The organism is Pseudomonas sp. ZS1P83, from assembly GCF_054897825.1.
The window spans coordinates 3,287,966-3,299,554 of the sequence record NZ_CM142706.1 but is presented as its reverse complement, the minus strand read 5'-3'; the positions used below and the strand labels follow the sequence as shown (position 1 = coordinate 3,299,554).

Annotated in this window: 17 protein-coding genes; all 17 read right to left on the bottom strand. The window is 59.4% G+C overall.

Annotated features, from left to right (window positions below):
- Positions 1 to 5 precede the first annotated feature (5 nt).
- The 17 genes from ACYZT0_RS15810 to ACYZT0_RS15730 all read right to left on the bottom strand — a co-directional run bounded on the left by ACYZT0_RS15810 (position 6) and on the right by ACYZT0_RS15730 (position 11,538).
- Positions 6 to 377 (bottom strand): glutathione S-transferase N-terminal domain-containing protein, encoded by a 372-nt coding sequence (locus ACYZT0_RS15810; protein ID WP_462042037.1) that lies wholly within the window; start codon positions 375 to 377, stop codon positions 6 to 8.
- 100 nt (positions 378 to 477) lie between these two features.
- Positions 478 to 1,023: a GTP cyclohydrolase I FolE gene (gene folE, locus ACYZT0_RS15805; protein ID WP_010456659.1), complete on the bottom strand. Its 546-nt coding sequence runs from the start codon at positions 1,021 to 1,023 to the stop codon at positions 478 to 480.
- A 22-nt stretch (positions 1,024 to 1,045) separates the two neighbouring features.
- Positions 1,046 to 2,191, bottom strand: a complete 1,146-nt coding sequence (locus tag ACYZT0_RS15800; RefSeq protein ID WP_462046583.1) for a tyrosine-type recombinase/integrase — start codon at positions 2,189 to 2,191, stop codon at positions 1,046 to 1,048.
- Positions 2,095 to 2,436 (bottom strand): hypothetical protein, encoded by a 342-nt coding sequence (locus tag ACYZT0_RS15795; RefSeq protein ID WP_462042036.1) that lies wholly within the window; start codon positions 2,434 to 2,436, stop codon positions 2,095 to 2,097. The genes ACYZT0_RS15800 and ACYZT0_RS15795 overlap by 97 nt, the downstream gene beginning before the upstream one ends.
- A gap of 475 nt (positions 2,437 to 2,911) precedes the next feature.
- A complete protein-coding gene (locus ACYZT0_RS15790; protein ID WP_462042035.1) occupies positions 2,912 to 3,241 on the bottom strand; it encodes a hypothetical protein in 330 nt (109 codons plus the stop codon).
- 64 nt (positions 3,242 to 3,305) lie between these two features.
- Positions 3,306 to 3,638: a hypothetical protein gene (locus ACYZT0_RS15785; protein ID WP_462042034.1), complete on the bottom strand. Its 333-nt coding sequence runs from the start codon at positions 3,636 to 3,638 to the stop codon at positions 3,306 to 3,308.
- Positions 3,639 to 3,762: 124 nt separating this feature from the next.
- The gene (locus ACYZT0_RS15780) at positions 3,763 to 4,215 is read right to left on the bottom strand and encodes a hypothetical protein (protein WP_462042033.1); all 453 of its coding nucleotides are present in this window, start codon (positions 4,213 to 4,215) and stop codon (positions 3,763 to 3,765) included.
- Between the two features lie 14 nt (positions 4,216 to 4,229).
- Positions 4,230 to 4,787, bottom strand: a complete 558-nt coding sequence (locus ACYZT0_RS15775) for a hypothetical protein (RefSeq protein ID WP_462042032.1) — start codon at positions 4,785 to 4,787, stop codon at positions 4,230 to 4,232.
- Positions 4,784 to 6,841 (bottom strand): DNA cytosine methyltransferase, encoded by a 2,058-nt coding sequence (locus tag ACYZT0_RS15770; RefSeq protein ID WP_462042031.1) that lies wholly within the window; start codon positions 6,839 to 6,841, stop codon positions 4,784 to 4,786. The genes ACYZT0_RS15775 and ACYZT0_RS15770 overlap by 4 nt, the downstream gene beginning before the upstream one ends.
- A 40-nt stretch (positions 6,842 to 6,881) precedes the next feature.
- Positions 6,882 to 8,042: an RNA-directed DNA polymerase gene (locus ACYZT0_RS15765; protein WP_462042029.1), complete on the bottom strand. Its 1,161-nt coding sequence runs from the start codon at positions 8,040 to 8,042 to the stop codon at positions 6,882 to 6,884.
- Positions 8,043 to 8,253: 211 nt separating this feature from the next.
- Positions 8,254 to 8,610, bottom strand: a complete 357-nt coding sequence (locus tag ACYZT0_RS15760; protein ID WP_462042028.1) for a four helix bundle protein — start codon at positions 8,608 to 8,610, stop codon at positions 8,254 to 8,256.
- 54 nt (positions 8,611 to 8,664) lie between these two features.
- A complete protein-coding gene (locus tag ACYZT0_RS15755) occupies positions 8,665 to 9,294 on the bottom strand; it encodes a DUF1566 domain-containing protein (RefSeq protein ID WP_462042027.1) in 630 nt (209 codons plus the stop codon).
- A 76-nt stretch (positions 9,295 to 9,370) separates the two neighbouring features.
- Positions 9,371 to 9,973, bottom strand: a complete 603-nt coding sequence (locus tag ACYZT0_RS15750) for an Lcl C-terminal domain-containing protein (RefSeq protein ID WP_462042026.1) — start codon at positions 9,971 to 9,973, stop codon at positions 9,371 to 9,373.
- Positions 9,974 to 10,006: 33 nt separating this feature from the next.
- The gene (locus ACYZT0_RS15745; protein ID WP_462042025.1) at positions 10,007 to 10,255 is read right to left on the bottom strand and encodes a hypothetical protein; all 249 of its coding nucleotides are present in this window, start codon (positions 10,253 to 10,255) and stop codon (positions 10,007 to 10,009) included.
- Positions 10,256 to 10,336: 81 nt separating this feature from the next.
- Positions 10,337 to 10,645 (bottom strand): hypothetical protein, encoded by a 309-nt coding sequence (locus ACYZT0_RS15740; protein WP_462042024.1) that lies wholly within the window; start codon positions 10,643 to 10,645, stop codon positions 10,337 to 10,339.
- Positions 10,642 to 10,932, bottom strand: coding sequence for a hypothetical protein (locus ACYZT0_RS15735; RefSeq protein ID WP_462042023.1), 291 nt, complete (start codon positions 10,930 to 10,932; stop codon positions 10,642 to 10,644). Before ACYZT0_RS15735 ends, ACYZT0_RS15740 begins: the two co-directional genes overlap by 4 nt.
- A gap of 444 nt (positions 10,933 to 11,376) precedes the next feature.
- The gene (locus ACYZT0_RS15730; protein ID WP_462042022.1) at positions 11,377 to 11,538 is read right to left on the bottom strand and encodes a hypothetical protein; all 162 of its coding nucleotides are present in this window, start codon (positions 11,536 to 11,538) and stop codon (positions 11,377 to 11,379) included.
- Positions 11,539 to 11,589: the final 51 nt, after the last annotated feature.

Here is an 11,589-nt window from a genome sequence, read left to right as displayed (position 1 = left end):
AATCATCAGGCTGCGGCAAACCGCTTGTCCAGATAATCAATGATCACCTTGGACTCGTACATCCAGGTGGTCTGGCCATTCTCTTCGATGCGCAGGCACGGAACCTTGATCTTTCCGCCGTGTTCCAGCAGGGTCTGGCGATCCTGTTCGTTGTTCTTCGCATCGCGCAACGCCGCCGGCACGTTCAAGCGGCGCAGGGTGCGGCGGGTTTTCACGCAGAACGGGCAGGCGTGGAACTGATACAGGGTCAGGCCCTTGGCAGCCGTGTTGACCTGGGCCTGAACCTCGGCAGGGCGCTGCTTTTTGCCGGGGCGGGTGATGAAGTCGATGAAGATGATCAGTTGGCCAAGGCCGACACGAAGCGCTTTTACGAACACGGTATAAGCCTCACAGGGGCAAACGAAGGCGCGCAGCTTACCTGATTTTTGCAGGCGAAAAAAAACCGGCGATGAATGCCGGTTTTCTTCGTGCTGCGAATTACTTGATCAGGCTGAGAAACTCGCTGCGGGTGGCCGCGTTTTCGCGGAACTCACCGAGCATCACCGAGGTGATCATCGACGAATTCTGCTTCTCCACACCGCGCATCATCATGCACATGTGCTTGGCCTCGATCACCACTGCAACGCCCAGGGCGCCGGTGACTTGCTGGACCGCATCGGCGATCTGGCGGCTGAGGTTTTCCTGGATCTGCAGGCGGCGCGCATACATATCGACGATCCGCGCGACTTTCGACAGCCCCAGCACCTTGCCGCTAGGGATGTAGGCGACGTGGGCCTTGCCGATGAACGGCAGCAGATGGTGTTCGCACAACGAGTAAAGCTCGATGTCCTTGACCAGGACCATTTCGCTGTTGTCGGAGCTGAACAAGGCACCGTTGGTGACTTCTTCAAGCGTCTGCTCATAGCCGCGGCAGAGATACTGCATGGCTTTGGCGGCACGCTTTGGCGTGTCGAGCAGGCCCTCGCGGGAGACGTCCTCGCCCAATTGGCCGAGAATCGCGGTGTAATTCTGTTCCAGTGTCACAGAGCTGTATTCCGTATGGGTTCTAGAGGGGTACGGTTTCTGTCTGTACCAATTTTGTACCAATCAGGCTTTGCTCCAGCTTCCCGACTTCGCTCCAGTCTTCACTGGAATTGATCCACCGGGCGTAAGTCGTCAGCAGCATTTGCACGCTGTGGCCGAGCTGATTCGCAATGAACCCGAGGTTCATGCCTGCCATTAGGCACATGGTAGCGTAAGTGTGCCGGCAGTTGTATTGCCGTCTGGCCCTGACCTTCAGAGCGACCAGTGCCGCCTTGAAGTGTTTGTCGGTCACGCTAGCCTGCTGAATGAACTCAAAATTCTTCGTCGGCGGGAATACGTACGGCGACTGCTTGTGCTGGCGCCTGCTCTGTTTCGCCCTCAACTCGGCCACGCTATTGGCCACCTCAATCGCATTCAACGCCCTGCTGTTCAGCATGACGCGTCGCGACTCGCGGGTTTTCGTGCGCTCCTCGATCTTATAGTCCGCCACGATTCTGCACACATTGGCGACACGCCCCTCTGTATCCACCTCATCCCAGCGCAACGCCGCTATCTCACTTGGCCGCATGCCGGTGTAAAACGCGAACTCGAAGTAGGCCGCGTAAACACGCATCGAACCGGTCAGCACCTTATATAGGTGCCCGATGATCAAATCCGCCTCCACCACCGTAAACGGATCCACCGGTTTCTTTGCCTTGGCTGGCAACTCAATCGAGCCGACCGGGTTTCTGGTGATCAGCTCATCATTCACCGCGCATTCAAACATCGTGTGCAGGCGTTGGATCGCCGAGCGTTTTACCGTCGAAGATTTCCATTGCGTTTCACTGACGATTTTTCGAAGCATTGCCGAATTGATCTGATCGATCGGGAGCGGCGCCAGGAGCGGCATCCAATAAAGGGTGAGGGAAATCCGGTAGTTCTTCCGGGTTCCTCCAACAACTTCCCGACTGTCGAGCCAGGTCTGCGCGTAGCCGCCGAACAGCGGGGTCGCAGAATAAGTGGAGTAAGTTGAGTTCGGGAACAGCTCGGCGTAACGCTGATCGTCCATCACGCCGTGCTTGATCAGGCTGATTACCGTAGCACGTAGATCGGCTGCTGCTTTAATGCCTTTTGGCGTTTGGGAATAGGCGAGGGTCTCGCAGCGCCGAAACTTCCAAGTGAAGCGAATGCGGACTGATTGGCCTGCGAATTCAACTCCTGCGGGCAATCCCAAAGGCTTTCTAGCCATGCCTCATATCTCCTGATGCTGTAATAAATCTGCCCGTCGATCTCGTTCCACACCCCTTTCGGGATGATGTTGCGCTGGCGCTTGCCCTGGAGCGCGCGCCGGGTGGTTCCGACCATCTCCGCGAAGTTCTTCTCAGCGACTTTGTCGGACAGGTACTCAGCCGGTATCTGTTCTGCTGCTGCCATGATGATGCTCCATGCCGCGCTTGGCGGCAGAAGGTGGGGAGGGGGTTATGCGCCCTTGAAAGGGACGACGTTTTCGAGTTCTTGCTTGACGCCGCCGGCATCGCGGAACGCTTTCCACGCGGCGTGGTGCGCGTCGCAATAATCAATGTCCGGCGCTATCCGGTGGGAGTGGTATTCGCAAATTGGTCGGTCGCAGGTCTTTCCCTCGCCAACCGGGTAGTCGCAGAGATTCACGCCGACATCGCCGCAGTCTGCACAGTGCGGCCCGAGGTTTCCGCAAAGGTGCCCAGTCCGCCTTCGATTCTTGTCGTAGATTGAGTAGCAGCTCATTGCGGCCGTCTCTGAAATTCAGTGCAACGGACGATCACGGTCTGAGCGTCCCGGGCGATTGCCGGCATAGTGCTGAATGGCAGGTGGCTGCAATTGCGGTGGGCGTGAACGCAGGTGCGGCACATACCGCCTTTGGGTTGGTGGGTCATGGCGTAATCTCCTTCACCCAGTCAGCAAACCCAGCCAGCACCGGCTGGATGTTCTTCTCGTCAGCCCAGCCAGCGAACCCTATGAAGCCGTCGGTGTTGAAGGTGACCGCCTCGCGACTATCGAAGTAGAACGACCGGCACCGAATCTCGGCGTAGCCTTCGCGGATTTTGGCTCGCTGGTGGCAGCTGAAGGTGCCTTTGATTAGGCCGCTATCCTTCATCTGTTTGTTGATCAACGTCCGAAGCCGCTGCATGTTTTTCTGGGTGATAACCGAGTAGTTGAGGTTTGCGCCGGAGAACAGAGCGCGAGCTTCATTGCTGTTCATCGCCGCGGCCCCTTGTAGATGAGCCAGGCCATGTAGGCGAGGGCATAGACTGGGATGATCATGCTCAACCCTCCCTGACTCGGCTGATTGGGTGGGGTTCTTTCAGGTATGGCGCGAGCCTCAACTGGAGAACCTTGACGTGGTCGGACTGTTGGTCGATCAAGTTCGACAGATCCGTCGCGTCGTAAAACAACATCAGCTGCTTGATATCTTCGGATAGCAGGGCATCGCGGGAAGAGCTCCAAGCCGCTTCGAAGCTGGAGAGGCTGACAAGGTCATCCGCCAGCTCGACGGCATGATGCCAGGCGAGCGGAGATTCACCCTCGACAAGGCTACGAGCTACAGCCGTACGGTGTTTTTTGAAGGCATCTTTCATCATTTCATTTTCGTCAGGCATGACTTCGTCCTTTCCGCTATAGCGGCTGACTTTGAAGGGGGAGGGAGTTAAAGCATTTCGGAGATGTTGATTCTGACCGGCAGGGCAAAGTAGCTATCGAATTGCTCTTCCGCGCTCGCTTCGTTCATGGCTCGTCGTACTCCATTGGAGGCATGCGCTCGATGCCGATCATTTTCGCGGCGTCACGAAATTGATCAGCGGCCTCGGGATTGGGGGTGAGTGGCTTGTCGAACTCAGTCGGCGGATGCGGCAGACCTTTCAGCGTGCGAATGATCATCAGATGGTCTTCGGCAACAACGCCTGAATCGCCATACCAAGCGCGAAACTGGCCGATCCAAAGCTTGCCGCGCTCAAGCACTTGAGTCAGTTCATCAATCCGCTGATCCGCTGCGTTCAGGCGCAGCTGCAGGGCGTCACGCTCGGCCTTCATGCGTTCGAAGGTCTCGCCGAGTACGTACTGCACTGGGCGATGGCCGCATTCGCAATCAGTCCAAGGGTTGTCCTCTGCCCAGCTCCTGCCGTCACCGGTGCTGGCCTCGCAGGCCGGGCCGAGGTAAATCACTTTTGGCTCGCTCACTTTGAAGTACCTCTTCAATTGTCCGTACCCGTGTAGGTGCGCCAAGGCACCTTGATGCCGTTGACCAGAAAACCCCAAGTGCCCTGGTATGGGCCGCTGATGAACAGGGTGAAGGCTCCGCCGTCGGCCACGGTGTCGATCCGGTGGTACTCGCCGTAACTCAGTGATGCTGTGTCGCCCGGTCTTCGGTCGATGTATTCGGTGGTTTGTGCCGAGGCGGGAACGTTCAGGCCTGCCAGCGATGGGTCGTCGTGATCCAGTAGCCGCTGTTCGGTGTAGCCACCGCGCAGGATGATCGTTCGGGCATTCCATGGGTGATCATGAAGATCGCGGTCACTGTCTGGCCGCTTGATGTGGTGAATCCGGAACGACCATGGGCACCACCAGAGCCGGGACCTGTAGGTGTCCCGGTCGTATGGGTTGAACAACCACCAGCGGCCCATGTACATCTCGGCGCCGTCGGCGGACATGATGTGCAGGTAAGGCGTGCGCTTGGCGCGGGCGATTAACCAGTCAGCTATTGCCGGTTGTGCAAGCAGCTTGGCGACCAGGCGCCAGAAGAGATTGATCATGCAGCCTCCTTTTGTTGGACTGAGTGTTTCCATGGGTCGTTGGCGCGAGCCAGTGCAGCCATCGGTGGCGGGCTGACGCTGTTGCCGCACATGTGGACTTGCTGGGTCTTGGTGAACGGCTTGCCGTCGGCGCCATGGCTGATGATGTAGTCGGCCGGGAAGCCCTGAGCCTTGTACAGTTCAATTGGTTGCAGCATCCGGAGGCAGATGTCGACGATCACGTAAGGCGTTCCTTTTATCGTCACGGTCACCAGTGCCAGGCGGTCCTTTGTGGTGATGGTGGGTGCTGGCTCACCGGCACCGCTCACGTTCTCGGTGCCGTAGTAGCTGATCAGGAATGCCGCGACCCGCAGTGCACCGGCTTCAACCTCAGGCGAAAGCTGGAACTCGACGAGTGAACTCTTGCCGCCACCCCCCGCCGTAATCGTTGGTGCCGGTTCATCGACGGCTTGGCCAACGCTGGCGCCGAACTGGTGCTCCATGAAGGCCGTGACCAAGCCGTGGTGAGTTCCGCCGGCGCTGATGGTGTGCAGCGGATCAGCGACATCCCGCGCATCGCAGTTGCCGCGCAGGTGCACCAGGTTGGCGGTCACCAGCTGCTGCTGGCTGCCGGTGTTTGTCACCGTGGTCATAGGGTCTTCAATGCTCTTGGCGTCGGTGGTGTTGAAGCCACCGTTCATCTGAGCCATGAACACCGTCGAGATGCCCATTGCGTGGGCGGCTCCGGCCGGGCGCTGGTAGTTGCCACCGCTGGTGATCGTTGGAAGCGGCTCGTCGAGCGCCTTGCCCTCATCAGCAAACCGGAACTTCACCAGGTGCGCCGCGGCGAGTGCGTGTTTAACGCCCCCGGCGACCACCGTACCCAACGGCTGATCCAGCCCGGGCACTCGCGGCTCTTGGCCGACGCGCTCGCCGTATCCGGTTTGAATCAACGTCGGACTGATCAGCGTTAACTCACCGCGGTTGGCGCAGGTCACCGTCGGTAGCGGGGCGTGTGGGTCGTTGATCCGATCGCTGCCCTGATGCGTGGCTGGCGCGATGATTGGACTGGCCATGGCGAATGATCCGCCGCGCGGCCAAGAGGTCACGGTGCGCAGCGGGTCGTGTGCCGACTGAACGCTTTCACCGGACCAATTCGCGATCGGCACGATGAATGGGTCAGCCGCATCGATGACGAACTTCTTCATGCCCTTAGCGATCCGGCGCAGGGTGGCAGGAGCCAATGGCTTTGGCCGGTCGAAGATGCTTTTGGTCGGAATCGTCCAGTCGATGCACTCAGCGGCGGTGCGCCACTTTTGTTGGCCCTTCACCGGGTGCTTGGCGTGGGTCGGTGCTGGCCAGACAATCGGCTCACCGTCACAGCGAGCGATCATGAATAGGCGTTCGCGGCTGGTCGGCGCGCCGAAATCGCAGGCCCGGAGGACTTTCCATTCAACGACATAGCCAAGGTGCTGCAGCTCGGCCACAAAGGTTGCCCAGGTCTGACCGCGCCGCTGCGGGTCAGGCACCAGGAACTGTTGATGAACTGGGACAACTTCACCGGTCTCGGCAATGCTGCCGCCCAGTTTCATTACTCGGCCTGTAGCCTTGCAGCGCTTCGCGATCAGCGGCCCCCACTGGAGGATCTGTTTCACATTCTCCAGGCTGATGACGCGGGGCTTCTTCTTGCCTGCCCACTTCAGACCGATCCACGACAGGTTTCGAATCTCTCGTTTGCGCGGCTGGCCGCCGGCCGCTTGGCTGTGGTGTGTGCAGTCCGGCGACATATGGAACCAGCCAACAGCTTTGCCGCCGCACTCTGTATCCGGATCACCGTCGAACACGTCGGTGGTGTAGTGCACGGCGCCCGGGTGATTCACGGTGTGCATGCTGATTGCCTGGGGGCTGTGGTTCTTCGCGACATTCACCGTGCGGCCCAGACCCATTTCCAAGCCGGTACCGGCTCCGCCACCACCACAGAAGAAGTCGACAACGATTTCATCGTCCTGAGTGCTGAAGCCGAGTCCGTATTGAGTTTTGAAATCGAAGGGGTGTTTCTTCTGTTGTGCGGACATAGTGGATCCTCGCCGGTTGGCGTGATTCGTTGAAGTTGGTTTATTTCTTCGGGTAGGTCTTGGTCAGCGCACCATTGACGCTGTGGCCGCGCAGCAACACGACGCGGGCCAGCTGCTTCCTGTCTTTCTCGCTGTGGCTGGCCTGACTGAGCAGGCCGAAGTAGCTGTTCGCGGTTTCGCGCAGATCCTCGGCGGGCGCTGCTGCTGTTCGCTTCAGCGCCTGGGCCAGCGATCGCTTGCGCGTTGATCGCCGCCACGGCTTGATGACGTGACCGACGAAGTCGAGGCCGCGATCCGCTGGCTGCAGGATGGTCTTCGTTGGGTTCAACCTAGCGCCCAGGCTGGGCAGGAATGCTTCGACCTCTGCCAGCCAGGCGTTGAGTTGTTGGGGCGACTCATGCAAAAACACGAAGTCATCGACGTAGCGGACGTAATGCTTGGCGCCGAGCGTGTGCTTGGCGAACTGGTCCAGTGCATCGAGGTACACGTTTGCGAAGAACTGCGACGACAGGTTGCCGATCGGCAGTCCGAGGCGAGCAGGCTGCGCGGTCAGGCGCTTGTGCTGCGGCACCTGGTTGAACAGATGGGCCGAGCTGCGCACCTCGTAGTCTTCACGAGGGTCGTGCATCAGGATCTGTTCGGCGAGTGCCAGCCACCAGGGTTCGGTGATCTTCGCGGCCAACTGCCGGCGCAGAACTTCTTTGTCGATCGCGACGAAGAAGTTGGCCAGGTCGCACTTGAGGTAGAAGATCGGCCTGGACCAGTTCTGGCTGGCGCTGCGGATCTTCGCTTCAAGCCGGGTGGCGGCGTACAACGTGCCGCGCCCGGGAATGCATGCGCAACTGTCCGCTATGAAGCTGGCGTAGAAGCGCGGTGCCACTCGGTTGTACAGTAGGTGGTGGACGACGCGGTCCCGGAACGCTGCGGCCCAAACCTCGCGGGCTTTCGGCCGGGTGACCACGAAGCATATCGAACGGCCTGGCCGGTAAGTGCCGGCGATCAGGTCGTCGTGAAGTTTGATCAAGTTGCGCTCCAAGTCCATTTCGAAAGCCAGCGCGCTGGCACTGTTGCGCTTCGTGCGGCGGCAGTCGTAGTAGGCCTGGACAAGATCGCTGAACGGGTAGGGACCAACAGTCAAATCTGCGGACGGGGCGGACGCGGAGCTCGTTGTTCTTGTCGTTGTTGTTCTGATTGCCATCATCGAAGTTCATGTTGAATGCGTTGTTGGCGGAGCGCTGCGACCTATCGTGCTATCTACGTCGCCAAGCCGAAGGCAGAGCCGATCAGCAAGGAAACTGCGCGAGACCTGCACGGACGCTTTAGACCGTCGGTATCTCTGATGCGCATGGCGGTGACCCAGAGGTCAGCGGCACGACCAGATTCAATTCGCACAGACCTGAAAGCCGTAACTCTCAGATGGCGGGCGCGGTTGGGGTGGAGCGTTTCCAGGCATTCGCCTGTTTGCCAATCGAGGTGGTGACCTCTATTGCATTGGCATGCTGCGGGACGCTGATGAATCGGCTCTCTTTGAAAAGCCGCATCAGGAACTCGATCACCTGCACCTTCTCGACCAGCAAGGTCAGGTGCGGGCGCTTGTCTGGCGTCGAGTTGGCCCGAGCGATCAACATCAGCACGTCGATGCACTCATCGATGACGCGCTTCCCAAGAGACTGCTTCAGGTCACGCGGTATGTTGCGGGTGAGGTTCGTGGCCATCTGGAGCAGGCCCAGCGAAGCTTTGTAGATCTGCAAATCCGTGTGCATTGCCATGAGGCTCGCTCTCCAAGAGCAACCGGCCACAAGCGGCCGGATTAAATAAGCGAATTAATCAATAAGCTCTCTGCGGACGGGGCGGACGCGGAGCTCGTTGCTCTTGACGCCGTAGTACTGACTGCCATCAGCGAAGAGCATGTAGAATGCGTAGTAGGCGGAGCGCTGCGAGGACGACCAGTACGCCCTGGGCCGGAAGGCTTCAGGACCGTCAGCCTTGAATGCCTCGATGGAGGTCTGTGCTGGCGAGTCTTCGGTGTGCAAGAGGCCGACAGGCTCGCTGTTCGGGTTGTCACCACTGCGACCGTACTGCCAGTTCGTTTCAGTGGTCGGCTTGAAGTGGCGATACTGCAGCTCCTGCACATCGCGCGCCGGGATCGCCCAGTCGTTGAAGCCCCCGATATCCAGAGCCAGCACCTGCTGTGCCAGTTCGCTGCCAGCCGCTGCCATCGCCTCGGTGTTGGCGCGGCTGTTGGTAAAGCTTTCAGCACCTTCGACCTTCTCGCCATACTCGCCCCAGGCGCCGCTCAGTTCGTGCGCGGCGCCGGCGGTGATGTTCAGGTAGCGCTTGCCGGTGTCCGGGTCACGGGTAATGCCGGAGAAGAACCCACCGCCGAAGGGATGGCCGATTTCCGGGATGGTCACTGCTGGTGCTGCTTGAGCTGCTTGAGCTGCTGGGGACATGGTCTTTCCTCTTTTTGAAGGCAACAAAAAAGGCGCTGCTGCGCCCGGTGCCGATCAAGAACGAATGATTGAAGGATTAAATAAAGAATCTGCGGACGGGGCGGACGCGGAGCTCGCTGGTCTTGACGTTGATGCTCTGACCGCCACCACCGAAGACCATGCCGAATGCGTTGCCGGCGGAGCGCTGCGAACTCGACCAGTAGTAGCAGTCCTTCGCGAACAGCTCAGGCACATTCACCCAGCAGTGGTACAACTCGGCGCAGGCTGGCAGGTAGAAGTCTGTGTGACCTTCGGCGGTGTAGGCGGCTACCGCTTCGATAGCTGGGTGGTCGCCTTCAGACAGGAGCGCCTCACTGTTGGCCAGTCCGTCGGTCTTACTGGTTGCGCCCGACTCTTTACCACGGCCGCCCCATTCGTGGTCGCCGATGTCACCTTTGGCAATGATCAGGTAGTGCGCCGGGACATCGCCGCGAGCAGCTACCAGCCCGCCGTTGAAACCGCCTTGACCAGGCCACTCTGCACCCAGAGCAGGGATCGAGTAGGCAGTGATCGGCTGAACGTTGGCAGCTGGTGGCAGGGCGTGGGCGAGCATGCCAGCCATCAACAACTGAACCATGCGCTCCGACGTACCTTTGATCTTGAGGCCGTCGGCCTCGATTGAAATCGTGTTGGCTTTCATTGGAATCCTCGGGGTTGTTGTCACACTTCGTTGTCACGAAATGCGAATGTGTTCGGCGAGCTGTTCGTTCGTCATCCGGTCGGCGGCGTGGATCAGGCGAGTGAGCAGGTCCTGCTCTTCCTCTATTCCGGTCCGTTGCATCGAGCGCTTCAAGGCGGCGTCAGTGTTATGAAACAGATCGGTCGTGATGCGCCGAGACAGCAGCCTTTCGAGCCGCTGTTCCTCGGTCATCTTGTTGCGTTTCCGCTCTTCCTGTTTGCGTTCCAGCGCGGTCATGGCCATGGCCAACCTCTTCAATTCCGTGGGCCGGTAGATCCAGCCATGTCTGTCGTCGGCGCTGGCGCACCTGGTTGCTGAGGCGCTTCATGATGTGAACTTGAAGCCGTTTTCTCGGGCTATCAGGCGGGCGCGCTTGGCTTCCATGCCGCAATCTCTCGCAGCTTTGGCAACTGGCGTGCCAGCCTCGGCCAACTCCTTCAGCCTGGGCGCCACCTTGTCCCGCTCGGCGCGCAGTTTGTTGGTGTGGGCTGTGCCGAATGTGCCGTCCTTTGTGCCGCTGACACCCTGTGCGATTTCCTGCACTGATTTGCCGGCGCCGAAGTACTGCTCCAGCTGCTGGTTCAGATTCGCGAGGATTGAGTCTCGCGGGTTGGGCATTGGTACGCCGATCATTTACCCCAGCCCTCGATGCTGACCTTCACACCGTCGGCCCGCGCTTCCAGCACCTGAGCCAGGTTGATTGCTGCCCGCCAGGTGAAGCGGAATCCCTTCACTTTGTTGGTGGACCGCTCGATGACGTGGTAGGCGTTCTCGCCCTTGTTGACTACCTGGAAGCGAACGGCGCGTACTGGTGCGTCCTTGCCGATCATTGCGTAGAACTCGGCGGTGGCCGCGGTCGCGCGGATGCTCAGGGCAATGTTGCCTTCGACTCGCGCTTGCATCAGTGGGTGCATTTGCATGGCTGATCCCTCGGTGTGGGGTTGCGTGTATTCGTCAGCACTCGGCCCGTCTGCTGGTTGCCGTTGGGCGCAGAGGAAAGTACTGACGGATAAAGGCGTGGAAAAAGAAAGGCCCGTTGGACGTTCGGGCCTTTCACAGATGCAGTGATCTTCGGGTTATGGTCTATTTCATGATGGTCATCCTCCTATCGCTCGCTCACTGGGCAGGCAGTGGCCACCTGTTGAATGGGTGCAGATGGCAGGCGTGGCGAACCATTCCTGCTCCCGGCGTTATCACCTCGTCGCGCTTTCAGCTCTACAGCCGCAATCAGGTATCCGGGGACGAATGGGCAATTCCCGCGCTCGGCGGTTCATCTGCTTGTTGCGTTGATGCAGGTGGCCGGTATAAGCCGGGGTTTCGTCCGCATCCCGATGCACCCTGTCGCCAAGGTGCAGCAGTGATGCCTATTCAGCCTGGAGCGCTTCGATTGCCTGCCGGTAGTCGGCGGCGTTGGTGCGGTTGTTCGCTGCGCTTTCATGCTCGCCTTCACGCTCCTGGATCGCTGCGTTGCTCTCGCAGTTGGAGGCATGAATTTCGAGCTGGGCAATAGATGCTTCGTGCTTCATGGGTGGTCACCTCGCTGGTTGTCATCCCAAAGCACCCTCGGGTAAAGGTAC

Bases quoted from the DNA above. Each gene is read 5' to 3' on its own strand.
- ACYZT0_RS15795 (WP_462042036.1), bottom strand. From the start codon at position 2,436: ATGGCAGCAGCAGAACAGATACCGGCTGAGTACCTGTCCGACAAAGTC.
- ACYZT0_RS15790 (WP_462042035.1), bottom strand. From the start codon at position 3,241: ATGAACAGCAATGAAGCTCGCGCTCTGTTCTCCGGCGCAAACCTCAAC.
- ACYZT0_RS15785 (WP_462042034.1), bottom strand. From the start codon at position 3,638: ATGCCTGACGAAAATGAAATGATGAAAGATGCCTTCAAAAAACACCGT.
- ACYZT0_RS15775 (WP_462042032.1), bottom strand. From the start codon at position 4,787: ATGATCAATCTCTTCTGGCGCCTGGTCGCCAAGCTGCTTGCACAACCG.
- ACYZT0_RS15770 (WP_462042031.1), bottom strand. From the start codon at position 6,841: ATGTCCGCACAACAGAAGAAACACCCCTTCGATTTCAAAACTCAATAC.
- ACYZT0_RS15765 (WP_462042029.1), bottom strand. From the start codon at position 8,042: ATGATGGCAATCAGAACAACAACGACAAGAACAACGAGCTCCGCGTCC.
- ACYZT0_RS15760 (WP_462042028.1), bottom strand. From the start codon at position 8,610: ATGGCAATGCACACGGATTTGCAGATCTACAAAGCTTCGCTGGGCCTG.
- ACYZT0_RS15755 (WP_462042027.1), bottom strand. From the start codon at position 9,294: ATGTCCCCAGCAGCTCAAGCAGCTCAAGCAGCACCAGCAGTGACCATC.
- ACYZT0_RS15750 (WP_462042026.1), bottom strand. From the start codon at position 9,973: ATGAAAGCCAACACGATTTCAATCGAGGCCGACGGCCTCAAGATCAAA.
- ACYZT0_RS15745 (WP_462042025.1), bottom strand. From the start codon at position 10,255: ATGGCCATGACCGCGCTGGAACGCAAACAGGAAGAGCGGAAACGCAAC.
- ACYZT0_RS15740 (WP_462042024.1), bottom strand. From the start codon at position 10,645: ATGATCGGCGTACCAATGCCCAACCCGCGAGACTCAATCCTCGCGAAT.
- ACYZT0_RS15735 (WP_462042023.1), bottom strand. From the start codon at position 10,932: ATGCAAATGCACCCACTGATGCAAGCGCGAGTCGAAGGCAACATTGCC.
- ACYZT0_RS15730 (WP_462042022.1), bottom strand. From the start codon at position 11,538: ATGAAGCACGAAGCATCTATTGCCCAGCTCGAAATTCATGCCTCCAAC.